Raw genomic sequence first — 24,435 nt, forward strand, 5'->3', positions numbered from 1 at the left:
GAGGCTGGAGACATGCGCAGAGCGAAGATCGTGTGCACCATCGGACCCGCGACCGCGTCCCCGACCAAGCTCCGTGAGCTGGTCGACGCGGGCATGGACGTGGCCCGGATCAACCGGAGCCACGGGGAGCAGGCGGAGCACGAGGCCGTCTACCGCGGTGTGCGAGAGGCGGCGAAGGAGTCCGGCCGCAACGTCGCAGTCCTCGTCGACCTCCAGGGCCCGAAGATCCGGCTCGGCCGGTTCGCGGGCGACCAGAAGCACTTCCTGAACGAGGGCGACACCTTCACCATCACCACGGAGGACGTCGAGGGCACCAAGGAGCTCGTCTCGACGACCCACAAGGGCCTGGCGCAGGACGCCCGCGTGGGCGACCCGCTCCTCATCGACGACGGCAAGGTGCGCGTGCGCGTCACCGCCGTCGAGGGCCCGCGCGTCGTGACGACCGTCGAGGTCGCCGGCCCGGTCTCGAACAACAAGGGCATCAACCTCCCCGGCGTCGCGGTCTCCGTGCCGGCGCTGTCGGAGAAGGACACCGACGACCTGCGCTGGGCGCTGCGCATGGGCGCGGACATCATCGCGCTGTCGTTCGTGCGGTCCGCCAAGGACTACGACGACGTCGCGGCGATCATGGCGGAGGAGGGCCGCACGGTCCCCGTCGTCGCCAAGATCGAGAAGCCGCAGGCCGTGGAGAACCTGGAGGAGGTCGTCGCGGCCTTCGACGGCTTCATGGTGGCCCGCGGCGACCTCGCCGTGGAGATGCCGCTGGAGCAGGTGCCGCTGGTGCAGAAGCGCATCGTGGAGCTGGCCCGCCGCAACGCGAAGCCCGTCATCGTCGCGACGCAGGTGCTGGAGTCGATGACCACCAGCCCGACCCCGACGCGTGCCGAGGCCTCGGACTGCGCCAACGCGGTGCTCGACGGCGCCGACGCGGTCATGCTCTCGGGCGAGACCAGCGTGGGCGACTACCCGATCATCACGGTCCAGACGATGGCCCGGATCATCGAGGCCACCGAGGAGATGGGGCGCGAGCGCATCGCGCCGCTGGGCTCCTCGCCGCACACGCGCGGCGGGGTGATCACCCGCGCGGCCGCCGAGATCGGCGACTCGCTCGGCGTGAAGTACCTCGTCACGTTCACCCAGTCGGGCGACTCGGCCAAGCGTATGTCGCGCCTGCGCTCGGGCATCCCGCTGCTCGCGTTCACGCCGGAGGAGAGCGTGCGCAACGTCCTCGCGCTCACCTGGGGCACCACGACGTACCAGGTGCCGAAGGTCGAGAGCGTCGACGCGATGGTCGGCCAGGTCGACTCCACGCTCCGTGCGAACGGCCTCGCCGAGCCCGGCGACCGCGTCGTGATCGTCTCCGGCGCCCCCGTGGGCGTGCCGGGCACGACGAACTCGATCCTCGTGCACCAGGTGGGCAGCCACTCGGACGTCTGACGTCCCCGGCGCCCGCCGACGACGACGGCCCGCACCCCCGGTGATCATGCCGGTGGGTGCGGGCCGTCGTCGTGCGGTCGCGAGGTGCCCCGGGTGGGATTCGAACCCACACTGGATCGGGTTTGAGCCGATTGCCTCTGCCGGTTGGGCTACCGGGGCGCGCGGCCCATCCAACCACGCGCACAGGGCAGGGGCCGAACCGTCCGGCCGCTGGTCGGGCCGGGCCGTCGCGCTGGCCGTCGCACTCGTCACACCCGGCACGGGACGCGGCGCACCCTCGCGGCCACTAGGATAGACGGGTGACCGACGAGAAGCCCCACGACGCGAAGCCCGAGGCGACGGTGCCGCTCGACCTGCCGCCCCTGATCGACCAGGAGCCCGAGGCCCCGAAGACGCCGGAGCGGCCCGCGCGTCGCGCGGTCGTCGTCGAGGACGAGGCCCTCATCCGGATGGACGTCGTCGAGACGCTCCGCGAGGCGGGGTTCGACGTCGTCGGCGAGGCGGGTGACGGTGAGACCGCGGTGCGGCTCGCCACCGAGCTCAAGCCCGACGTCGTCGTGATGGACGTCAAGATGCCCGAGCTGGACGGCATCTCGGCGGCGGAGCGCATCGGCAAGGCGCACGCCGCGCCGGTCGTCCTGCTCACGGCCTTCTCCCAGACGGAGCTGGTCGAGCGGGCGCGCGACGCCGGCGCGATGGCGTACGTCGTCAAGCCCTTCACCCCTGCGGACCTGCTGCCGGCGGTGGAGATCGCGATCTCCCGCTACCAGCAGATCGGGGCGCTCGAGGCGGAGGTCGCCGACCTCACCGAGCGGTTCGAGACCCGCAAGCGCGTGGACCGCGCGAAGGGCCTGCTGATGACCAAGATGGGTCTGAGCGAGCCGGAGTCCTTCCGCTGGATCCAGAAGACGTCGATGGATCGCCGCCTCACGATGCGCGAGGTCGCGGACGCCGTCATCGAGCAGGTCGGCGGAGCCTGATCCGCACCACGGTGGCCCGGTCGCAGGAGCAGTCCTGCGACCGGGCCACCGCCCGTTGTGCGGGGGCCTCGGGCTCGCTATCGTCGCCTGGGTGTCGTGACCAATCTGTGATATTCATGCTTCAACGATCGTGACCCGGGGTCGCCCGGGCAGGCCGTGGAGAACCGGTGGGAAGGCTCCCACCGTGCCCGGGCCGGGAACGGTCATTCGTCGAGGAGGTGCCGATGCGTGCAGCGGTGGAGGTCCGGCCGGTCGAGCAGGACGACATGGTCGACGTCGCGCGCCTGGCCGAGCGTGCGGTCGAGGAGTCGCCGTCGGGCGCGCAGGGGACCCCTGCGGACGCCTCGCGCCTGCTGGAGCACCTGAGCGTGCTGCTGGGCGCGGGCGGGCAGGTCCTCGTCGCGAGCCACGAGGGCGAGATCTGCGGCTTCGCCGTCCTGCGCGTCATCGACCCCCTGCTGTTCGCCACGACCACGAGCCTGTACGTCGACGCCGTCTTCGTGAGCCCGTCCGCCCGTCGCCGTGGCGTCGGTCACGCGCTCCTCGCGGCGGCAGCCGCGGTCGCGGGGGAGCGGGGCGCGGAGAACGTCTACTGCGCGCCGGCCCCGGGTGCCCGCGGGATGCACCGCTTCCTCGCCCGCCTGGGGTTCGCACCCACGTCGGGGCACCGCGTGGTGGCCACGGCGACGCTGCAGCGCAGGCTCGTCCAGGAGAACCCCCGCGCGACGCGGACGGCTGTCCGCGTGGGGCGCCGGGAGGCGACCCGCGCGGCTATCGAGGACCTCGTCGCGCGACGTCGCCGGGCCCGCGCCGCGGGCCTGCCCACCGGCCCGGTCGACCTGCGCGCGTTCCAGGCGGAGCGCGACGCGGCGCTCCGCGCGGCCGCCGGGCGGACGGCCGGGCCCGACGAGGCCGTCGACGGTGGCGACGACGTGACCTCGCTGGGTGTCGTGCCGCGGCGCGACGCGGCGAGCGAGTCCGTCCCGTCCTGAGCGTGCCGTCCCGACGTCAGCGGGCGTCGAGGATCATGCAGGTGAGCCGCGCGGTGCAGACCCGCCGGCCGTCGTCGTCCGTGACGACGATCTCGTAGGCGGCCGTCGACCGCCCCAGGTGCAGCGCGGTGGCCGCCCCGTGCACCGTCCCGGACCGCACTCCCCGGTGGTGGGTCGCGTTGAGCTCCAGCCCGACCGCGCCGCGACCCGGCCCTGCGTGCTGCTGGGCGGCGACGGAGGCGAGGGTCTCCGCGAGCGTCGCCGTCGCGCCGCCGTGCAGCAGGCCCGCCGGTTGGGTGTTGCCGGCCACCGGCATGCTGCCGGTGGTGCGCTCGGCGGCCACCTCCGTGAGCCGGATCCCGAGGCGCTCGATGAGCGTGCCCTGCGCGGCGGCCGTCCACTCCTCGAGGGTGCGGGGGAACCGGGGCGCGTCGGCGGTGGTGTCAGACATGGGCGATAGGTTGGCACCCGTGACGACCTCCGCGCGAACCGGGACCCGCCCACGCCTCCTGCTGATCGACGGCCACTCCATGGCGTACCGAGCGTTCTTCGCGCTGCCGGACACGCTGGTGACCTCCAGCGGCCAGGTGACGAACGCCGTCTACGGCTTCACGTCGATGCTGACGAACCTGCTGCGCGACGAGCAGCCCACGCACGCCGCCGTCGCCTTCGACGCCGGCCGCGTGACGTTCCGCACCGAGCGGTTCCCCGAGTACAAGGGCAACCGGGACGCGACCCCCGAGGTGTTCCGCGGGCAGGTGCCGCTCATCAAGGAGGTCCTCGAGGCGCTGCGCATCCCCGCGCTGCAGCGCGAGGGGATCGAGGCGGACGACATCCTGGCGACGCTCGCCCGCGAGGGGCGCGAGGCGGGCTTCGACGTCCTGGTCTGCTCCGGCGACCGGGACTCGTTGCAGCTCGTCACCGAGGACGTCACCGTGCTCTACCCGAAGCGGGGCGTGTCGGACCTGGCACGCATGACGCCGGAGGCCGTGGCCGAGAAGTACGGCGTGCCGCCGCAGCAGTACCCCGACCTCGCCGCCCTCGTGGGCGAGTCGAGCGACAACCTGCCCGGCGTGCCCGGCGTCGGCCCCAAGACGGCGGCCAAGTGGGTCACGACCTACGGCGGCCTCGAGCCGCTGCTCGAGCACGTCGACGAGCTGAAGGGCAAGGCCGCGGGGAACCTGCGGGAGGCGGTCGAGCAGGTGCGCCTCAACCGTGAGCTCAACCGGCTGCTGGTGGACGTCGAGCTTCCTCTGTCGGTCGACCAGCTGGGGCTCGCCGGGTTCGACCGCGAGGCGGTGCACCGGGTGTCCGACACGCTGCAGTTCGGCGCGCTGCGCGACCGTCTGCTCGCGGCGGACCCGTCCGCGGAGCCGGCCGTGGCGGTCGAGACGGAGGGCGTGCAGGTCGCGCTCGCGACGCTCGAGCCGGGCGGGCTCGGCGCCTGGCTGTCCGCGCGCTCCGGCCGTCCCCTCGGGCTCGAGGTCACGGGGACGGCGACGCCCGGGGCGGGGGACGCCTGGGACGTCGCGCTCGCCGACGACCACGACGCGGAGACCGCCGCGGCGGTCGTGGACCTGGCGGACGTCACGCCCGAGGACGAGCGGGCGCTCGCCACCTGGCTCGCCGACCCGGCGGCGCCGAAGGTCGTGCACGGTGCCAAGGCCGCCTGGCACGAGCTCGCGGGGCGCGGGCTCGACCTGCAGGGCGTCTCCTTCGACACCGAGCTCGCGGCCTACCTCTGCTACCCCGACCAGCGCGGTTACGACCTCGCCGACCTCACGGTGCGCCTGCTCGGGCGGGAGCTGTCCGCGGGGGAGGCGCCCGACGCCGCCGGGCAGGGCGCCCTCGACCTCGCGCTCGACGGCGGCGACGAGGACCCGCGGGCGCGACAGGCGGCCGTGCGCGCGGCGGCCGTGGTCGACCTGGCGCAGGCGCTGTCCGGGCAGCTCGAGGACCGGGGCGCCGCGGGGCTGCTGACGGACCTGGAGCTGCCGCTCACGGCCGTGCTGGGCCGGATGGAGGGCACGGGCATCGCGGCGGACGTCGAGTACCTCACGGAGCTCGAGAAGCAGTTCGCGTCGATGGTGGCCGACGCCGCGGCCGAGGCGTACGACGTGATCGGCCGGCAGGTGAACCTCGGCAGCCCGAAGCAGCTGCAGGAGGTGCTGTTCGACCAGCTGGGCATGCCCAAGACCAAGAAGATCAAGACGGGCTACACCACCGACGCCGCGTCCCTGCAGGACCTGTACGTCAAGACGGAGCACCCGTTCCTGGAGCACCTGCTGGCGCACCGCGACGCGACCCGGCTGCGGTCCACGGTCGAGGGCCTGCTCAAGTCCGTGGCGCCCGACGGGCGGATCCACACGACCTTCCAGCAGACGATCGCGGCGACGGGCCGGCTGAGCTCCACGGACCCGAACCTGCAGAACATCCCGATCCGCACCGAGGAGGGGCGGCGCATCCGCCGCGCGTTCCGGGTCGGCGAGGGCTACGAGACGCTGCTGACGGCCGACTACAGCCAGATCGAGATGCGGATCATGGCGCACCTGTCCGGCGACGAGGGGCTGATCGAGGCCTTCCGTTCCGGCGAGGACCTGCACCGCTACGTGGGCTCCCGGGTGTTCGAGGTGGCACCCGACGACGTCACGCCGGAGATGCGTTCGAAGATCAAGGCGATGAGCTACGGCCTCGCGTACGGGCTGAGCGCGTTCGGGCTGTCGCAGCAGCTCACCATCCCGACGGGGGAGGCGCAGTCGCTGATGGACGACTACTTCACCCGGTTCGGCGGGGTGCGCGACTACCTCACGGGGGTGGTCGAGGAGGCGCGCGCGACGGGGTACACCGCGACGATCCTGGGTCGCCGCCGCTACCTGCCCGACCTCACGAGCGACAACCGGCAGCGCCGGCAGATGGCCGAGCGCATGGCGCTCAACGCGCCGATCCAGGGCAGCGCCGCCGACATCATCAAGGTCGCGATGCTCGGAGTGCAGCGCGAGCTGGACGAGCGCGGCCTCGCGTCGCGGCTCCTGCTGCAGGTGCACGACGAGCTCGTCGTCGAGGTGGCGCCGGGCGAGCGCGAGGCGGCGGAGGACGTGCTGCGCTCCCAGATGGGATCGGCCGTGGAGCTGGACGTGCCGCTGGACGTCTCCGTCGGCGCCGGGGCGACCTGGCACGACGCCGGGCACTGAGTGGCGACGGGAGGCGGGGGGATGCGGCTCGGACCGGCCAGGGTGACCGCATCCCACGCCGTGCCGGAGCGGCCTCCGCTGCAGGTCGTCCGCGGCGACCGGGTCCGGGTCGGTGAGCGGGACGTCACGTGGCCGGCCTTCGTGTTCGTCACCGCGGAGCACGGCACGGGATGGGTGCCGGCGCGGTTCCTCGACGACGCCCGACCTGTCGCCACGGTGGTCGAGGAGTACGACACCCGAGAGCTGGAGGTCGCCGCGGGCGCCTGGGTCGACGTCCTCGCCGACGACCGGCCGTCGCGCTGGAGCTGGTGCGTCGCCGTCGACGGACGTGCAGGCTGGGTCCCGCACCGTGTCCTCGACGGTGCGGGCCAGGCGTCCGACGGCGTCGGGCCGTCGGCCGTGGCCGGCGAGGACCGGGCGGCGGACGCCGTGCGTCACCTCGTCGCCGGCGATCGGACGTTCGCCTACCGGGAGGCGGGCGACCCGGCCGCGCCGCCCCTGGTGCTGCTGCATGCCGCGGGGGAGAGCTCGGCGTCATGGTCACCCCTGCTGGACGATCTCGCGGCCCTCGGGTTCCGGGTGCTGGCGCTCGACGCGCGCGGTCACGGCGACAGCGAGTGGCGGGGGGAGTACTCCTACGTGGCGCTCTGGCGGGACGTCCTGGAGGTGTGCGACGTGCTGGGGGTCGCCGCCGCCACGGTGGTCGGGCACTCGATGGGGGCCGCGACGGCGGCTCTCCTCGCGGCGGCGGTCCCCGAGCGCGTGACGCGGCTCGTGCTGGAGGACGCGACGCCGCCCCGGCCGGGTGGCGCGCCGCTCGCGCCGTTCGACCGTCCAGACCACCCGCTGCCCTTCGACTGGCCCCTGGCGAACGCGTTGCGGGCCGAGCGCAGCGCGCCCGACCCCGCGTGGTGGGCGGCGGCCCTGACGATCTCGGTGCCGACCTTGATCGTCGCGGGCGGGCAGGCGAGCACCGTCGACCAGCACGACCTCGCCGACCTGGCTGCTGCCCTCCCTGACGCGAGGCTCGTCGAGATCCCGGTCGGGCACATGGTCCACGACGCGGCGCCGACCGCGTTCCTGACGGCGTTCACCGAGTTCGTACGGGGACGTGGGGAGGCCGCCTGATCCGTCGGTCGGCCCGTCGGGAGGGGCGCCCGCGGGTGGTCAGTCCTTCGTCGTGACGAAGATCGCGGTGCCCGGCAGGACGGCGCCGCGCTCGGGGCTCCACCCGCCCCACGTGGCGGTGTTCCAGTCGGGCCACTCGGGCTCGACGACGTCGCGCAGGCGCAGCCCGGCGGCGGCGACGTCGCGCACGTGGTCGCCGATCGTGCGGTGGTACTCGGCGTAGCGCACCTCCCCGAGGTCGTCGGTCTCGACGTAGGGGCGGCGGTCGAAGTACGAGCGGTGCACGGTGAGGCCGTGGGACGTCGGGTCGTCGGGGAAGGCCCAACGGACCGGGTGCGTCACCGAGAACACCCACCGGCCGCCGGGCCGCAGCACGCGGGCCGCCTCGGCGTGCACGCGCTCCGCGTCGGCCACGAACGGGATCGCCCCGTAGGAGGTGAACAGGACGTCCACGGACCCCGCCGCGAACGGGAGCGACCGGGCATCGGCCTGCACCAGCGGCACCTGCGTGCCGGTGGCGGCGTTGAGCCTGGCGGCTCCGGCGAGCATGCGCGCCGAGACGTCGGTGGCGACGACCGCGGCGCCGCGTCCGGCCAGCCAGCGCGAGCAGTGCGCCGCCCCGGCGCCGAGCTCGACGACCCGCGCGCCGTCGACGTCGCCGAGCAGGCCGGCCTCCGCCTCGGTCAGCCCCTCGGGGCCCCACCGGAAGCCGGCGTCGCCGAGGAACTGCCCGTGCTCGGCGAGGTACTCGTCGGCGTTCTCGTCCCACCACCCGCGCGCGGCGGCGTTGCCGGCGTCGTCGGGGACGTCGCCGTACCCCGCGTGCGTGACGGGACGGGGCGCGGGAGGATGTTCGCTCACCCGGTCATCGTGGCACGGGGCCGCGTTGACCCCTCGCCGGACCATCGATAAGATTGTCGGCGGTGCAGTGCGCCTGAGGACGTCTCGGGGTTCGGACCGCCGTCGTGCGGACCGGTCCCCGCGTCGATGCCCGGGTGCTCGCGCCACAGACCCTGTCCGCACTACGTCCTGTCCGCATCGGAGCATCTACTCAATGACCATCTCCACCACGAAGTCCGCCCCGCAGGTTGCCGTCAACGACATCGGCACCGAAGAGGACTTCCTTGCCGCCGTCGACGCCACCATCAAGTACTTCAACGATGGTGACATCGTGGAAGGCACGATCGTCAAGGTCGACCGCGACGAGGTCCTCCTCGACATCGGTTACAAGACGGAGGGTGTCATCCCGTCCCGGGAGCTCTCCATCAAGCACGACGTGGACCCGGGCGAGGTCGTCGCCGTGGGCGACGCCGTCGAGGCTCTCGTCCTCCAGAAGGAGGACAAGGAGGGTCGCCTGATCCTGTCGAAGAAGCGCGCCCAGTACGAGCGCGCCTGGGGCACGATCGAGAAGATCAAGGAGGAGGACGGCGTCGTCACCGGCACCGTCATCGAGGTCGTCAAGGGCGGCCTCATCCTCGACATCGGTCTTCGTGGCTTCCTCCCCGCCTCCCTCGTGGAGATGCGTCGCGTCCGCGACCTCGCGCCGTACGTCGGCAAGGAGATCGAGGCCAAGATCATCGAGCTCGACAAGAACCGCAACAACGTGGTCCTGTCGCGCCGTGCCTGGCTCGAGCAGACGCAGTCCGAGGTCCGCTCCACCTTCCTGCAGACGCTGCAGAAGGGCCAGGTGCGCCCCGGTGTCGTCTCCTCGATCGTCAACTTCGGTGCGTTCGTGGACCTCGGCGGCGTCGACGGTCTGGTGCACGTCTCGGAGCTGTCCTGGAAGCACATCGACCACCCGTCCGAGGTCGTCGAGGTGGGCCAGGAGGTCACCGTCGAGGTGCTCGACGTCGACCACGACCGCGAGCGCGTCTCCCTGTCGCTGAAGGCGACGCAGGAGGACCCGTGGCAGACCTTCGCCCGCACGCACGCCATCGGCCAGGTCGTGCCCGGCAAGGTCACGAAGCTCGTGCCGTTCGGTGCGTTCGTCCGCGTCGAGGACGGCATCGAGGGCCTGGTGCACATCTCCGAGCTGGCCGTCCGCCACGTCGAGCTGCCCGAGCAGGTCGTCAGCGTCGGTGCCGAGGTGTTCGTCAAGGTCATCGACATCGACCTCGAGCGTCGCCGCATCTCGCTGTCGCTCAAGCAGGCCAACGAGGGCATGGACCCGGAGTCCGAGGACTTCGACCCCGCGCTCTACGGCATGGCTGCCGAGTACGACGAGAACGGCGAGTACAAGTACCCCGAGGGCTTCGACCCGGAGACCAACGAGTGGCTCGAGGGCTTCGAGACGCAGCGTGAGGCCTGGGAGGCGGAGTACGCCAAGGCGCACGCCCGCTGGGAGTCGCACCGCGAGCAGGTCCGTGCGGCCATCGCGGCGGACGCCGACGCGGCCGTGAACGACGCGGTCCCCGGTGGCGGCTCCAGCAGCTCGTCCTCCTCCTCCTACTCGTCGGCCCCGCCGGCGCAGGAGGCCGCGGGCACGCTCGCCTCGGACGAGGCGCTCGCCGCGCTCCGCGAGAAGCTCACGGGCAACTGATCGGCGACTGACACCGACGGGTCGTCCGCGACCCACCGGTAGCCCACGGCGGCCCGTCACCCCTCGGGGTGGCGGGCCGCCGTCGTGCGTGCGGGGAGAGCGCGCGCGAGGAGACAGGGCGGGACGCCGCCCGGTGGCCGCGCCCGCCCCTCGGCGTGCGGCTCGGACCGGGCCCGAGCCGCTACTCGGCCGCCGTCGTGCCGGCGTCCGCGAACTGCGTCGCGTAGAGCTCGGCGTACAGGCCGCCCGCGGCGAGCAGCTCGGCGTGCGTGCCGGTCTCCACCACGCGGCCCTCGGCCAGGACGACGATCGCGTCGGCGGCGCGGACCGTCGACAGCCGGTGCGCGATGACGAGGGACGTGCGGCCCGCCAGCGCCTGGTCGAGCGCCGCCTGGACGGCGGCCTCCGAATCGGAGTCCAGGTGGGCGGTCGCCTCGTCGAGCACGACGACGTCGGGTGCCTTGAGGAGCAGGCGTGCGATGGCGAGCCGCTGGCGCTCCCCGCCGGAGAGGCGGTAGCCGCGGTCGCCCACGACGGTCTCGACGCCCTCGGGGAGCCGGGCCACCAGGTCCCAGATGCGGGCCTGGCGCAGCGCCGTCTCGAGGTCGTCGTCGGACGCGTCGGGGCGCGCGAAACGGAGGTTCGCCGCCACCGTGTCGTGGAAGAGGTGCGCCTCCTGGGCGACGACGCCGACGGTGCCCCGCAGGGACGCGGCGGTGACGTCCCGGAGATTCTCGCCGGCGATGCGGACGGCACCGGACGTCGGGTCGTACAGGCGCGAGACGAGCTGGGAGACGGTGGTCTTGCCCGCCCCGGAGGGCCCGACGAGGGCGACCATCGCACCTGCCGGCACGGAGAACGACACGTCGCGCAGCGTGTCCCCCGTAGGGTCGGAGCGCAGGGTCGCGACCGACTCGAGGGACGCGAGCGAGACCTCGTCCGCCCGCGGGTACCGGAAGGTCACGTGGTCGAGCTCGACGGAGGCGCCCCGGGCGGCCACCGCAGCGCGCAGGTCGGCGGCGCCGGGCTTCTCGGCGAGCGCCGGCTCGAGGTCGAGCACCTCGAGCACCCGTTCGAAGCTGACCAGGGCCGTCATGACGTCGACCTGGACGTTCGACATCGCCGAGAGCGGCCCGTAGAGACGGCTGAGGTAGGCGGTGAGCGCGACGACGGTGCCGACCGTGAGCTCGCCCGCGATCGCCTGCAGCCCGCCCAGGCCGTAGACGACGGCGATCGCGAGGGACGCGAGGGTCGTCAGGCCGACGCGGAACCACGTGCCGAGCAGCGCCGTGCGGACGCCGAGGTCGCGAAGGCGGCGGACCTGGGCCGCGTACCGCGCGCTCTCCGCATCCGGGTCGCCGAACACCTTGACCAGGTGCGCACCGGCCACGTTGAACCGCTCGTTCATCATCTGGCCGGCGTCCGCGTTGAGGTCGTACCCCGTGCGCGCCAGGCCGGCGAGGCGGCGGCCGAACCACCGGGCGGGAAGCACGAACAGCGGGACCAGCACCAGGGACACGAGGGTGAGCTGCCACGACATCGCGAGCATCGCGGCGAGGGTGAACGCGATCGTCAGCCCGTTGGAGACGACCGTCTGCAGCGTCGAGGTGAACGCCTGCTGCGCACCGAGCACGTCGCCGTTGAGCCGCTGCACGAGCGCGCCGGTGCGCGCCCGCGCGAAGAAGGCGAGGGGCATCCGCTGGACGTGGTCGAAGACGGCGGTGCGCAGGTCGAGGATGAGACCCTCGCCCACGCGCGACGACAGCCAGCGCTCGGCCACCGCGAGGACCGCGCTGAAGAGGGTGATGCCGGCCGCGGCGGTGGCGAGAGCCAGCACGAGTCCGCGGTCGCCGGCCGTGATGCCGTCGTCGATGAGCCGCTGGAAGAGCAAGGGCGTGACGGCGCCGGCGGCGGCGCTGAGCACCAGCAGGCCGACGAACGCCGCGAGCTGCGCCCGGTACGGGCGGGCGAAGCCGAGGATGCGTCGAAGCGTCGGTCCCGCGAGCCGCCGGTCCTTCACGGTCGCGTCGTTCAGGTACGACCGCATCATGGGTCCGCCCGCCATGGCACCTCCCGGCCCGCCCCGGCCCGGTGCCGCTGGGCGCTCATGGCGGGAAGCCTACGCCCGGGGCAGGATGGTCCCCATGCTTCGCATCGGCCTCACGGGCGGCATCGCCGCAGGCAAGTCCGTCGTCGCGCGTCGCCTCGCCGAGCTGGGCGCCGTCGTGGTCGACCACGACCTCCTCGCCCGCGAGGTGGTGGCGCCCGGCACCGTGGGGCTCGACGAGGTCGTCGCGGCCTTCGGCGACGGCGTCCTCGCGGCGGACGGCAGCCTCGACCGGCCCGCGCTCGGGCGGCTCGTCTTCGACGACGCCGCCGCGCGCGAGCGGCTGGAGTCGATCCTGCACCCGGAGATCCGGCGCATCGCGGCGGAGCGCGAGGCGCTCGCCGGGGCCGCGGACGACCGTGCCGTGGTGGTCCACGACATCCCGCTGCTCGTCGAGACGGGGCAGGCCGACCACTTCCACCTGCTGGTGGTCGTGCACGCCCCCGCGGAGCAGCGGATCGCGCGGCTCGTGGGCGGGCGCGGCCTCGACGACGCGGCCGCGCGGGCGCGCGTCGGCGCGCAGGCGACGGACGAGGAACGGACCGCCGTCGCTGACGTCGTCCTGGACGGCACGGGCACGGAGGACGGGCTGCGCGAGCAGGTCGACGCCCTGTGGGAGCGGCTCCGCAGCGAGGTCGAGCAGGAGTCCGAGGGCGAGGCCTCCCGGACCTGAGCGGTCCCGCCGAGCGCGACCGGCCGGAGGCCGTGGCGACGACGGCGCCCGCCGACCCTACCCCGACGACAGGCGTGTCGGCGATTTACCCCCTGTCCGTTCTGGACCCGGTGGAACGGTGAGGTGTCGGAGGCGCGCCGTACCGTGGTGGCATGCGACCCGTGACCGACCTGCAGCGTGCGGTGGCCCCCTTCGAGGTGGTGTCCGAGTACCAGCCCTCGGGAGATCAGCCCACCGCCATCGCGGACCTCACATCGCGCGTGCAGGCGGGGGAGAAGGACGTCGTCCTGCTCGGCGCGACCGGCACCGGCAAGAGCGCGACGACCGCGTGGCTCATCGAGAAGCTGCAGCGGCCCACGCTCGTCATGGCGCCCAACAAGACGCTCGCCGCGCAGCTGGCCACCGAGTTCCGCGAGCTGCTGCCGAACAACGCCGTCGAGTACTTCGTCTCGTACTACGACTACTACCAGCCCGAGGCGTACATCGCGCAGACGGACACCTACATCGAGAAGGACTCGTCGATCAACGACGAGGTGGAGCGGCTGCGGCACTCGGCGACGTCGTCGCTGCTGACCCGGCGCGACGTCGTGGTCGTGGCGTCGGTGTCGTGCATCTACGGCCTGGGCACCCCGCAGGAGTACGTGGACCGCATGGTGCGGCTCGACGTGGGCGACGTCGTCGACCGGGACGAGATGCTGCGCCGCTTCGTGCAGATGCAGTACACCCGCAACGACACGGCGTTCACGCGCGGCACGTTCCGCGTGCGCGGCGACACGGTGGAGATCATCCCCGTGTACGAGGAGCTCGCCGTCCGCATCGAGATGTTCGGCGACGAGATCGAGTCGATCCAGACGCTGCACCCGCTCACGGGCGAGGTCCTGCGCAACGAGCAGAGCGTCTACCTCTTCCCGGCCACGCACTACGTCGCGGGCCCGGAGCGGATGGAGCGGGCGATCGGCGGCATCGAGGCCGAGCTCGCGGACCGGCTGGCGGAGCTCGAGCGGCAGAACAAGCTGCTCGAGGCTCAGCGGCTGCGCATGCGCACCACGTACGACATCGAGATGATGCGCCAGATCGGCACGTGCAGCGGCATCGAGAACTACTCGCGGCACATCGACGGCCGTGAGCAGGGATCGCCGCCGAACACCCTGCTCGACTACTTCCCCGAGGACTTCCTGCTCGTCATCGACGAGTCGCACCAGACCGTGCCCCAGATCGGCGCGATGTTCGAGGGGGACATGTCCCGCAAGCGGTCGCTCGTGGAGCATGGTTTCCGCCTGCCGAGCGCGATGGACAACCGGCCGCTGCGCTGGGAGGAGTTCGTCGAGCGGATCGGGCAGACGGTCTACCTGTCCGCGACCCCGGGCGACTACGAGCTCTCCATGTCCGACGGCGTCGTGGAGCAGGTCATCCGGCCCACCGGCCTGGTGGACCCGCAGGTGGTCGTCAAGCCGACCACGGGCCAGATCGACGACCTGCTGCACGAGATCCGCGAGCGCGTCGACAAGGACGAGCGCGTGCTCGTCACGACCCTCACCAAGAAGATGGCCGAGGACCTCACGGACTACTTCCTCGAGAAGGACGTGCGGGTGCGCTACCTGCACTCGGAGGTCGACACGCTGCGTCGTGTCGAGCTGCTGCGCGAGCTGCGGCTGGGGGAGTACGACGTGCTGGTCGGCATCAACCTGCTGCGCGAGGGCCTGGACCTGCCCGAGGTCTCCCTGGTGGCGATCCTCGACGCCGACAAGGAGGGCTTCCTGCGCTCGGAGCGCTCGCTCATCCAGACGATCGGCCGCGCGGCGCGCAACGTCACCGGCCAGGTGCACATGTACGCGGACAAGATCACGCCGGCCATGCGGTACGCCCTCGACGAGACGGACCGCCGGCGCGCGAAGCAGGTGGCGTACAACACCGAGCACGGGATCGACCCGCAGCCGCTGCGCAAGAAGATCGCGGACGTCACGGACATGCTCGCCCGCGAGGACATCGACACGCAGGAGCTGCTCTCCGGCGGGTACCGCAAGGCTCCCGCGTCCGCGCAGGGCAAGGGCCGCGCGCCCGTGCCGGGCTCGCCCAAGGAGGGCGCCACCACCGGCAACCGGCTCGCCGGGGCCGCCGCGGGCGAGCTCGCGGAGCTCATCCAGGAGCTCAGCGACCAGATGCACGCCGCCGCCGCGGAGCTGCAGTTCGAGGTCGCGGCACGCCTCCGCGACGAGATCGGCGGGCTGAAGAAGGAGCTGCGGCAGATGCAGGCCGCGACGGCCTGAGCGGGCCGGGGATCCCGTCGTGACATGCGCGGATGGCGGGTCCGGGGTCTCATGTAAGGTGTGCGGGTTGGAGGGGAGTACCCCGCCCACGGTGAGGTCGTCATCACGTCCGGCACAGATGCCGGACCGGCCTCGTCGGCCCGGACGCCAGGCTCGCAGCCGCTCCGGGTGGGGAAGACCTCCGGTGCTCAGTGCTACGTACCGGAGGAGTTTCCATGGATGTGCCCGTCTGGGTCTGGATCGTCACCGTCGGCGTGATCCTCGCGATGCTCGCGGTCGACTACGTCGGCCACGTGCGCACCCCGCACGCCCCCACGCTGCGCGAGTCGGCCACGTGGTCCCTGGCCTACGTCGCGGTCGCGGTCGTGTTCGGCGTGATCGTCTGGGTCGTGTGGGGCGGGACGTACGGAGGCGAGTACTTCGCCGGGTACATCACGGAGAAGTCGCTCAGCGTCGACAACCTGTTCGTCTTCGTCCTGATCATGACGAGCTTCCGGGTGCCCCGCGAGTACCAGCAGCGCGTGCTCCTCATCGGCATCACGATCGCGCTGGTGCTGCGCACGGTGTTCATCATCGCCGGCGCCGCGATCATCGCGAACTTCGCCTGGGTCTTCTACATCTTCGGCGCGTTCCTCATCTGGACCGCGATCGCCCAGGCCCGCTCGGGCACGGGGCACGACGAGGAGTGGAACGAGAACGGCGTCCTGCGGCTGACCCGGCGCCTCTTCCCGACGACGGACACGTACGTCGGCGACAAGATGACCGCGAAGATCGACGGCAAGCGGTACATCACGCCGATGCTCATCGTCATGGTCGCGATCGGCAGCGCCGACCTGCTGTTCGCCGTCGACTCCATCCCTGCCATCTTCGGTCTCACGCAGGAGACGTACCTCGTCTTCGCGGCCAACGCGTTCTCCCTGCTCGGCCTGCGGCAGCTCTACTTCCTCGTGGACGGTCTCCTGGACCGCCTCGTCTACCTCAACTACGGCCTCGCGGCGATCCTCGGCTTCATCGGTGTCAAGCTGGTGATCCACGCCCTGCACACCAACGAGCTGCCGTTCATCAACGGCGGGCACCACGTCGAGGCGATCCCCGAGATCTCGACGACGCTGTCCCTCGGCTTCATCGTGGTGGTGCTCGCCGTCACGACGATCGCCTCCCTGGCGCGCGACCGGCGTGACCGTCGGGCCCGTGCCCTCGCCGCGCCGACATCCACCTCCGAAGGAGACGCATGATCCACGAGCTGCCGGTCTGGTTCGAGTGGGCGTCGCTCGCGGCGCTGATCCTCCTGCTCGCCGTCGACCTCGCCATCGTCGGCAGGCGCCCCCACGTGCCGAGCATGAAGGAGAGCGGCCTGTGGGTCGGCTTCTACGTCGCCCTGGCGCTGGTGTTCGGGCTGATCATGCTCGCGGTCGGCGGCACCGCCCCAGCCGGCGAGTTCTACGCCGGCTGGCTCACGGAGTACTCCCTGAGCGTGGACAACCTCTTCGTCTTCGTCATCATCATGTCGCGGTTCGCGGTGCCGAAGAAGCACCAGCAGATGGTGCTGATGGTCGGCATCATCATCGCGCTGGTGCTGCGCGGGGCGTTCATCCTCGCGGGCGCCGCGATCCTCGAGCAGTTCGTCTGGGTCTTCTACCTCTTCGGTGCGTTCCTCATCTACACGGCGATCAAGCTGGTGGCCGGGGACGACGACGAGGAGGAGTTCAAGGAGAACGTCGCGATCCGGCTCCTGCGGCGCGTGCTGCCGGTGAGCCAGGAGTACGACGGCGCGAAGGTGCGCACGGTGGTCGACGGCAAGAAGCTGTTCACCCCGATGCTCGTGGTGTTCGTGGCGATCGGCTCGACCGACCTGCTGTTCGCTCTCGACTCCATCCCCGCGATCTTCGGGCTGACCAAGGACCCGTTCATCGTCTTCACCGCGAACATCTTCGCCCTCATGGGCCTGCGGCAGCTCTACTTCCTGCTCGGCGGCCTGCTCGAGCGGCTGGTCTACCTGCCGATCGCCCTGGCGGTCATCCTCGGGTTCATCGGCGTCAAGCTCATCCTCGAGGCGCTGCACACCAACACGCTCCCGTTCATCAACGGGGGCGAGCACGTCGCCTGGGCGCCCGAGATCCCGATCTGGCTGTCCCTCGCCGTGATCCTCGGCTCGATCGCGATCGCGACCGTCGCCAGCCTGGCGAAGACGCGGCGGACCGCCGCGGTCGCCGCGAAGGACGGGGCGTCGGCGGGCGCGGCGGACGCAGCGGGTGCGGCGTCGTCGACGACGCAGGCGCCGGTGGCACAGGACGTGACGGCGGAGCCCGGCTCCACGACCGCGTCCTCCGGGCCGGAGGCCTCGGGCCGCTGACGACGCGAGCGCGCGGGCCCCGGACGGCGCGCCGTCCGGGGCCCGCGCGCATCGTCAGGGCTCGGCGTCAGGCGGCGAAGCCGCCGATCACCGGCACGAACTCGCGCGCGGCGCGGTGCGCGACGAGCCCCTCGCGGCGCATCGGGTCGGCCGCGAGCAGCTCGAGGGCGCCGGTCGCGTCCTCCGCCTCGACCAGCAGGAGCGCACCGCCGGGCTCGCCGTCCGGCGTCGCGGGCAGCGGGCCGGACACGCGCAGCGCGCCGTCCTCGTGCAGGCCCCGGAGGAACTCCCGGTGCTCGGGCCGGACCTCCGCGAGGCGGTCGGGGTCAGTGACATAGACGTACGTGACGGCGAAGACGGACATGGCCGTATCCAAGCACCCCGGGCGGTCGCGGGCAGCAGACGTCCAGCATCCCGGGTGTGACCGGTCAGGCAGCCGAAAAGGCCTCGAAAGGGCATAGAACGCCTGTACGAATGTCGGCGCCCCGACGTAGGATGCCGGGGTGAGCAACCGCCTCGTCATCTCCGGCGCCCGCGAGCACAATCTGCGCAACATCGAGCTCGACCTCCCGCGCGACGAGCTGATCGTCTTCACCGGGTTGTCCGGCTCGGGGAAGTCCTCCCTGGCGTTCGACACGATCTTCGCCGAGGGGCAGCGGCGCTACGTGGAGTCGCTCTCCGCGTACGCACGCCAGTTCCTCGGCCAGATGGACAAGCCCGACGTCGACTTCATCGAGGGTCTGTCGCCCGCGGTGTCGATCGACCAGAAGTCGACCAACCGCAACCCGCGGTCGACGGTCGGCACGATCACCGAGGTCTACGACTACCTCCGCCTGCTCTTCGCGCGCGCGGGCACGCAGCACTGCCCCGTGTGCGGGGAGCCGGTCCGCTCGCAGACGCCGCAGCAGATCGTCGACAAGCTGCTCGAGCTGCCGGAGGGCACGCGCTACCAGGTGCTCGCCCCCGTCGTGCGCGGGCGCAAGGGTGAGTACGCCGACCTGTTCGCCGAGCTGCAGACGCAGGGCTTCGCCCGGGCGCGGGTCGACGGCGAGGTCGTGCAGCTGACGAGCCCGCCCAGCCTCGAGAAGAAGCTCAAGCACGACATCGAGGTCGTCGTCGACCGTCTCGTCTCGCGCGACGGCGTCCAGCGCCGCCTCACCGACTCGGTCGAGACCGCCCTGCGGCTCGCGGGCGGCCTGGTCATGGTCGAGCTCGTCGACGCCGACATCGACGACCTCGACCGGGTGCGCAAGTTCTCCGAGAAGCGGGCGTGCCCCAACGACCACCCGCTCGCGCTCGACGAGATCGAGCCGCGCACCTTCTCCTTCAACGCGCCGTACGGCGCCTGCCCGGAGTGCACCGGCATCGGCTTCCGCCTCGAGGTCGACCCCGACCTCGTCGTGCCGGACGAGGAGAAGAGCCTCCGCGACGGCGCCGTCGTGCCGTGGGCGCAGACGTCGTCCGAGTACTTCGAGCGCGTGCTCACCGCCCTGGCGGAGGAGATGAGCTTCTCCATGGACGCGCCGTGGCGCGCGCTGCCGCAGCGCGCCCGCGACGCGATCCTGTTCGGCCGCAACCACCAGGTGCACGTGCGGTACAAGAACCGGTGGGGACGCGAGCGGCAGTACTCCACCGGCTTCGAGGGCGCGGTGACGTTCCTCGAGCGGCGGCACCGGGAGACCGAGTCCGACTGGTCGAAGGAGAAGTACGAGGCCTACATGCGCGAGGTCCCGTGCCCCGTGTGCTCGGGGGCGCGGCTCAAGCCCGAGGTCCTCGCGGTCACCGTCGGCGGCAAGTCGATCTGGGACGTGTGCCGCCTGCCGATCGACCAGGCCAAGCACTTCCTCGACGGGCTCGAGCTGGGTGAGCGCGAGCGGGCCATCGCGGCCGAGGTGCTCAAGGAGATCCACGCCCGGCTCGGCTTCCTCGTCGACGTCGGCCTGCACTACCTGTCCCTCGAGCGCCCGGCGGGCACCCTGTCGGGCGGCGAGGCCCAGCGCATCCGGCTCGCGACCCAGATCGGCTCCGGCCTGGTCGGGGTGCTGTACGTGCTGGACGAGCCGTCGATCGGCCTGCACCAGCGCGACAACCGTCGCCTCATCGAGACGCTGACCCGCCTGCGGGACCTCGGCAACACGCTGATCGTCGTGGAGCACGACGAGGACACCATCCGCGCTGCGGACTGGATCGTCGACGTCGGCCCCGGGGCGGGGGAGCACGGCGGCCGCGTCGTGCACTCGGGCGACTACGCCGGGCTCCTCGAGGCCGAGGGCTCGATGACGGGCGCCTACCTCTCGGGCCGGCGCAGCATCGCGCTCCCTGCGGAGCGTCGTGCGACCGACCCGGGCCGGAAGGTCACGGTCGTCGGCGCCCGGGAGAACAACCTGCGGGGGATCGACGTGTCGTTCCCGCTCGGGGTGCTCACCGCGGTCACCGGTGTCTCGGGCTCCGGCAAGTCGACGCTCGTCAACTCGATCCTGCACACCGTGCTCGCCAACGAGCTCAACGGTGCGCGCCAGGTGGCGGGCCGGCACACCCGGGTCACCGGGGTGGACCAGCTCGACAAGGTGGTGCACGTCGACCAGGGGCCGATCGGGCGCACGCCGCGGTCCAACCCGGCCACCTACACGGGCGTGTGGGACCGGATCCGCAAGATCTTCGCGGAGACCGAGGAGGCGAAGGTCCGGGGTTACGGCCCGGGGCGGTTCTCCTTCAACGTCAAGGGCGGCCGCTGCGAGGCGTGCGCCGGCGACGGCACGCTGAAGATCGAGATGAACTTCCTGCCCGACGTCTACGTGCCGTGCGAGGTGTGCCACGGGGCGCGGTACAACCGCGAGACCCTCGAGGTGCACTTCAAGGGCAAGACGGTCGCGGACGTCCTGGACATGCCGATCGAGGAGGCCGCGGAGTTCTTCGCCGCCTTCCCGGCGATCTCGCGCTACCTCACCACGCTCGTCGAGGTCGGCCTCGGCTACGTCCGCCTCGGGCAGCCGGCGCCGACGCTCTCGGGCGGTGAGGCGCAGCGGGTCAAGCTCGCGAGCGAGCTGCAGAAGCGCTCCACGGGCCGCACCATCTACGTGCTGGACGAGCCGACCACGGGCCTGCACTTCGAGGACATCCGCAAGCTGCTCGGCGTGCTGCAGTCGCTGGTGGAGAAGGGCAACACCGTGCTCGTCATCGAGCACAACCTCGACGTCATCAAGAGCGCCGACTGGATCGTCGACATGGGGCCGGAGGGCGGCTCCGGCGGCGGGACGGTCGTGGCCGAGGGCACACCCGAGGAGGTCGCGCGGGTCGAGGCCAGCCACACGGGCCAGTTCCTCGCCCCGATCCTCCAGGAGCACCCGGCCGTCCCGACCGCGGCGCCGCCCGCCCGGGCGCGGTCGGCCGCCGCGACGTCGGCGTCCTCCGCGCCCCGCGCGCGGAGCTCGGCCAAGGGTGCGGCGAAGGGCGCGGGGAAGTCGGCGGCGAAGGGGAAGGACACGCCGAAGCGTCCCGGTAAGCGCAGCGCCGCCTGACGCCCTAGCGTGTGGCCATGGGTGCGCACCACAACTACGCCGTGACCGTCGCCTGGCCCGACGCCGCCGACCCCGGTGGCGGGCCGGGGACGACGTCGTACACGTCGTACTCGCGGGACCACACGGTGGTCGTGGCCGGCAAGCCGCCGCTGCTCGGCAGCGCCGACCCGGCGTTCCGCGGGGACCCCGCCCGGCACAACCCGGAGGAGCTGTTCGTCGCGAGCCTCGCGCAGTGCCACATGCTGTGGTTCCTGCACCTCGCCGCCGAGCACGGTCTCGTGGTCCGCGAGTACGTGGACGAGACGACCGGCACGATGCGGGTGGAGTCGCGCGGCGAGGGCCAGTTCACCGACGTGACACTGCGTCCGCGCGTCACCGTCGACGCCGGCCCGGACGCGACGGACGAGGCCGTCGCGGCGCTCCACCACCGTGCGCACGCCCTGTGCTTCATCGCCCGTTCGGTGAACTTCTCCGTGCTCGTGGAGCCGGCGCCGGTCCGCCTCGCCACACCCGCCGCGTAAGGGGCCACCCGCACCCGAGCGGGTGATCTATACCAGTCCGGTCACACTGTCGTGTCGGCTGTTGACGTGGCGACCTCGCATGAATATTTTCCACTCCATCCCCGTGGTGGATGGGAGATATTTCCGTGAGCGGTGCGGAACCCGCCGCAACGGCTCACCGTGGCGCGAGACGAGGAGGTCGGCGCAGGGCCCGAGCGGGCAGAGCAGCACGGTTGACGGGGCGCCTTCGGACGCACCCTGACACGAAGGGCATCAACGACGATGACCAGCAACTTCACCACTGACCAGAGCAACATCACCCCCCAGCCCTCCCGTCGGTCGGTGCTCCGCGCCGTGATGTTCACGGCGGCCGCCGTCCCGCTCGGCCTTCCCCTCGCGGCGTGCGCCACGGGCGGGGGAGGCGGCGAGGAGGCGACCAGCGCCGCTCCGGGCGGCGAGATGGACGCGAAGAACCCTTTCGGCATGGCTGAGAACACCACGATCGACGCGGTGATCTTCGACGGTGGCTACGGCGTCGACTACGTCGAGTTCGCCGGGACGGTGCTCGCCGGGCTGCACGCCGGCTCGACCGCGAAGGTCTCGCCCTCGACGCAGATCGCCACGGAGCTGCAGCCGCGGTTCGTCGGCGGCAACCCGCCCGACCTCGTGGACAACTCGGGCGCGCAGTCGATCGGGTTCAACACGATCCTCGACCAGCTCGAGGACCTCACGGACATCATCGACGCGCCCAACGTCGAGGGAACGACCATCCGCGACACGCTGTACGAGGGCGTCCTCGCGCCGGGCACCTACGGGGACAAGTTCGCGGCCCTCAACTACGTGCTCACGGTCTACGGGGTCTGGTACTCGGGCAGCCTCTTCGAGAAGAACGGCTGGACCCCTCCGGCCACGTGGGAGGAGGCCAAGGCGCTCGGCGCCGAGGCGAAGAAGGCCGGCAAGTACCTGTTCCTCTGGGGCACCGAGGCCGCGACCTACTACCAGACCCTCGCGATCGAGTCGGCCATCAAGGAGGGCGGCGACGAGGTCCGGCTCGCGCTCGAGAACCTCGAGCCCGACTGCTGGTCGAACGACGCGCTCCAGGCCACCTTCACGATCATGAAGGAGATCGTCGACGCCGGGTACTTCAAGCCCGGCGGGTCGGGCACGCAGTTCACCGCGGCCCAGGCGCAGTGGAGCAACAAGCAGGAGGCGCTGCTCTACCCGTCGGGGTCCTGGATCGAGAACGAGATGAAGGACCAGACGGCGGCGGACTTCCAGATGAAGGGCGTCCCGAGCTTCTCGGTCACCGCGAGCCCGGCCATGCCGGCCACGGCGCTGCACTCGACGGCCGGCGAACCGTTCATCGTGCCCTCGCAGGCCAAGAGCGTCGCCGGGGGCAAGGAGCTCCTGCGGGTCATGCTCTCCAAGGAGTCGGCGACGAACTTCTCCAAGACGAAGCTGGCCCCGACCATCGTCAAGGACATCGTCCCCGCCGACGGGTTCGGCTCGACGGCGCTGGTGTCGCAGACCGACATGCTCAGCGCCGCCGGGACCGACATCTTCACGTTCAACTTCGTCAACACCTACGGCATGAACCAGGAGCAGCTTCCGATCTGGAACTCCTTCCTCGACGGCAAGAAGTCGGTCGCGGACCTCACCAAGGAGCTGCAGGCGATCACGGACCGTATCGCCAACGACGACACGATCGACAAGATCGAGGTGTCATGACCGCCATCCCCGGCGCCGGGCAGGTCCTGCCCGCCGGCGAGGGAGCCGCTGCGGGGCCCGGACGCGGGCCCCGCAGGGGGCGGCCGGGCGGCTGGTCGTTCGACACCGTGAGCTTCTTCGTCGTCTTCCTCGGCCTTCCGCTCGCGCTCTTCCTGGTCTTCGTGATCTGGCCGTTCGTCCAGGCCGCGTTCTACGCGCTCACCGACTGGTCCGGCTTCACGACCGAGTTCGACGTCGTGGGGCTGGCGAACTTCACCACGCTGCTGCAGGACCCGCGGTTCGTCAACGCCGTCGGCAACAGCGTGATGTTCGGCCTGTTCATCCCGCTCGTCACCATCGCCATCGCGCTCACGTTCGCGATCCTCATCACGGTGGGCGGGTCGGGCAGGGGCCAGGTCCGCGGGGTCCGCGGGTCGGGCTTCTACCGGGTGGTGTCGCTCTTCCCGTATGTCATCCCGGCGATCGCGGTGGGCATCATGTGGCGCCTGATCCTCGACCCGAGCAACGGACTCGTCAACGGGGTCCTCACCGGGCTGGGGCTCGACCGGTTCGAGTCGTTCGCCTGGCTGGGGAACGTGGGCACGGCGATGCCGGTGACGATGTTCGTCGTCGTATGGGGCTTCGTCGGCTTCTACATGCTGCTGTTCATCGCGGCGATCAAGGGCGTCCCGTCGGAGATCTACGAGGCCGCGCGGATCGACGGGGCCGGTCGGTGGCGGACGTCGTGGTCCATCACGCTGCCGCTCATCAGGGACAACGTGCAGACCGCCTTCATCTACCTGGGGATCATCGCCCTCGACCTGTTCGTCTACGTGCAGGCGCTCAACCCGCAGGGTGGCCCGGACAACTCCACCCTCGTCATGTCCCAGCAGCTGTTCCGCTCGGCCTTCACGGAGGGGAAGTTCGGCTACGCCAGCGCCATGGGCGTCGCGATGGCGATCGTCACCCTGGTGTTCGCCGCGCTGGTGTTCACCGTGAACCGCCTCGCCGGCGGTCGCAACGAGAGGGGTCGGGGATGACTG

18 protein-coding genes and 1 tRNA gene are annotated in these 24,435 nt (G+C 71.7%); 14 read left to right on the top strand and 5 right to left on the bottom strand.

The genetic code is table 11. The features are described from left to right. Positions 1-12 precede the first annotated feature (12 nt). Positions 13-1,437 (top strand): pyruvate kinase, encoded by a 1,425-nt coding sequence (gene pyk / locus ABZ493_RS09190; protein ID WP_430581863.1) that lies wholly within the window; start codon positions 13-15, stop codon positions 1,435-1,437. An 85-nt stretch (positions 1,438-1,522) separates the two neighbouring features. On the opposite strand, the gene ABZ493_RS09195 is transcribed toward pyk, so the two are convergent. After that, positions 1,523-1,596: transfer RNA gene (locus tag ABZ493_RS09195), tRNA-Leu, on the bottom strand. A 194-nt stretch (positions 1,597-1,790) separates the two neighbouring features. On the opposite strand from ABZ493_RS09195, the gene ABZ493_RS09200 reads away from it, so the two are divergent. Together ABZ493_RS09200 and ABZ493_RS09205 are read left to right on the top strand one after the other, a co-directional pair. After that, positions 1,791-2,417: an ANTAR domain-containing response regulator gene (locus tag ABZ493_RS09200; RefSeq protein ID WP_429729957.1), complete on the top strand. Its 627-nt coding sequence runs from the start codon at positions 1,791-1,793 to the stop codon at positions 2,415-2,417. A 224-nt stretch (positions 2,418-2,641) separates the two neighbouring features. Continuing rightward, entirely contained in the window at positions 2,642-3,409 is a 768-nt protein-coding gene (locus ABZ493_RS09205; protein WP_430581864.1) for a GNAT family N-acetyltransferase, read from the top strand. A gap of 16 nt (positions 3,410-3,425) precedes the next feature. On the opposite strand, the gene ABZ493_RS09210 is transcribed toward ABZ493_RS09205, so the two are convergent. Continuing rightward, positions 3,426-3,860, bottom strand: a complete 435-nt coding sequence (locus ABZ493_RS09210; RefSeq protein WP_430581865.1) for a hotdog fold thioesterase — start codon at positions 3,858-3,860, stop codon at positions 3,426-3,428. Between ABZ493_RS09210 and polA the strand changes: the two genes are divergently transcribed. Both polA and ABZ493_RS09220 read left to right on the top strand, forming a co-directional pair. Further along, entirely contained in the window at positions 3,859-6,600 is a 2,742-nt protein-coding gene (gene polA, locus ABZ493_RS09215) for a DNA polymerase I (RefSeq protein WP_430581866.1), read from the top strand. The two genes, ABZ493_RS09210 and polA, sit on opposite strands and share 2 nt — an antisense overlap. Positions 6,601-6,642: 42 nt before the next feature. Continuing rightward, positions 6,643-7,728, top strand: a complete 1,086-nt coding sequence (locus tag ABZ493_RS09220; protein WP_430581867.1) for an alpha/beta fold hydrolase — start codon at positions 6,643-6,645, stop codon at positions 7,726-7,728. 39 nt (positions 7,729-7,767) lie between these two features. Here the strand turns inward: ABZ493_RS09220 and ABZ493_RS09225 are convergent, their stop codons facing one another. Further along, positions 7,768-8,589: a class I SAM-dependent methyltransferase gene (locus ABZ493_RS09225; RefSeq protein WP_430581868.1), complete on the bottom strand. Its 822-nt coding sequence runs from the start codon at positions 8,587-8,589 to the stop codon at positions 7,768-7,770. Positions 8,590-8,782: 193 nt separating this feature from the next. Here ABZ493_RS09225 and rpsA point away from each other — a divergent pair, with 193 nt between their 5' ends. Next, entirely contained in the window at positions 8,783-10,267 is a 1,485-nt protein-coding gene (rpsA, locus tag ABZ493_RS09230) for a 30S ribosomal protein S1 (RefSeq protein WP_430572785.1), read from the top strand. Between the two features lie 181 nt (positions 10,268-10,448). On the opposite strand, the gene ABZ493_RS09235 is transcribed toward rpsA, so the two are convergent. Next, positions 10,449-12,332 carry an ABC transporter ATP-binding protein gene (locus tag ABZ493_RS09235; RefSeq protein ID WP_430581869.1) on the bottom strand — a complete coding sequence of 628 codons (1,884 nt, stop codon included), beginning with the start codon at positions 12,330-12,332 and terminating at the stop codon, positions 10,449-10,451. Between the two features lie 79 nt (positions 12,333-12,411). Between ABZ493_RS09235 and coaE the strand changes: the two genes are divergently transcribed. The 4 genes from coaE to ABZ493_RS09255 all read left to right on the top strand — a co-directional run bounded on the left by coaE (position 12,412) and on the right by ABZ493_RS09255 (position 17,667). After that, entirely contained in the window at positions 12,412-13,047 is a 636-nt protein-coding gene (coaE, locus tag ABZ493_RS09240) for a dephospho-CoA kinase (protein ID WP_430581870.1), read from the top strand. 152 nt (positions 13,048-13,199) lie between these two features. Next, positions 13,200-15,314 (top strand): excinuclease ABC subunit UvrB, encoded by a 2,115-nt coding sequence (uvrB, locus tag ABZ493_RS09245; RefSeq protein ID WP_430581871.1) that lies wholly within the window; start codon positions 13,200-13,202, stop codon positions 15,312-15,314. A gap of 215 nt (positions 15,315-15,529) precedes the next feature. Next, on the top strand, positions 15,530-16,549 hold the full coding sequence (locus ABZ493_RS09250; RefSeq protein ID WP_430581872.1) for a TerC family protein: 1,020 nt from the start codon (positions 15,530-15,532) through the stop codon (positions 16,547-16,549). Continuing rightward, entirely contained in the window at positions 16,546-17,667 is a 1,122-nt protein-coding gene (locus ABZ493_RS09255) for a TerC family protein (RefSeq protein ID WP_430581873.1), read from the top strand. Before ABZ493_RS09250 ends, ABZ493_RS09255 begins: the two co-directional genes overlap by 4 nt. A gap of 67 nt (positions 17,668-17,734) precedes the next feature. On the opposite strand, the gene ABZ493_RS09260 is transcribed toward ABZ493_RS09255, so the two are convergent. Further along, complete coding sequence (locus ABZ493_RS09260) at positions 17,735-18,031, bottom strand: YciI family protein (RefSeq protein ID WP_430581874.1); 297 nt, start codon at positions 18,029-18,031, stop codon at positions 17,735-17,737. Between the two features lie 139 nt (positions 18,032-18,170). Between ABZ493_RS09260 and uvrA the strand changes: the two genes are divergently transcribed. The 4 genes from uvrA to ABZ493_RS09280 all read left to right on the top strand — a co-directional run bounded on the left by uvrA (position 18,171) and on the right by ABZ493_RS09280 (position 24,432). Further along, complete coding sequence (gene uvrA / locus ABZ493_RS09265; RefSeq protein ID WP_430581875.1) at positions 18,171-21,185, top strand: excinuclease ABC subunit UvrA; 3,015 nt, start codon at positions 18,171-18,173, stop codon at positions 21,183-21,185. A gap of 17 nt (positions 21,186-21,202) precedes the next feature. Then, positions 21,203-21,706: an OsmC family protein gene (locus ABZ493_RS09270; protein WP_430581876.1), complete on the top strand. Its 504-nt coding sequence runs from the start codon at positions 21,203-21,205 to the stop codon at positions 21,704-21,706. Positions 21,707-22,042: 336 nt separating this feature from the next. Beyond that, entirely contained in the window at positions 22,043-23,413 is a 1,371-nt protein-coding gene (ngcE, locus tag ABZ493_RS09275; protein WP_430581950.1) for an N-acetylglucosamine/diacetylchitobiose ABC transporter substrate-binding protein, read from the top strand. Further along, entirely contained in the window at positions 23,410-24,432 is a 1,023-nt protein-coding gene (locus ABZ493_RS09280) for a sugar ABC transporter permease (RefSeq protein ID WP_430581877.1), read from the top strand. Before ngcE ends, ABZ493_RS09280 begins: the two co-directional genes overlap by 4 nt. Positions 24,433-24,435: the final 3 nt, after the last annotated feature.

It is taken from the genome of Isoptericola sp. NPDC019482 (genome assembly GCF_040632295.1).
GTDB lineage: Bacteria > Actinomycetota > Actinomycetes > Actinomycetales > Cellulomonadaceae > Isoptericola.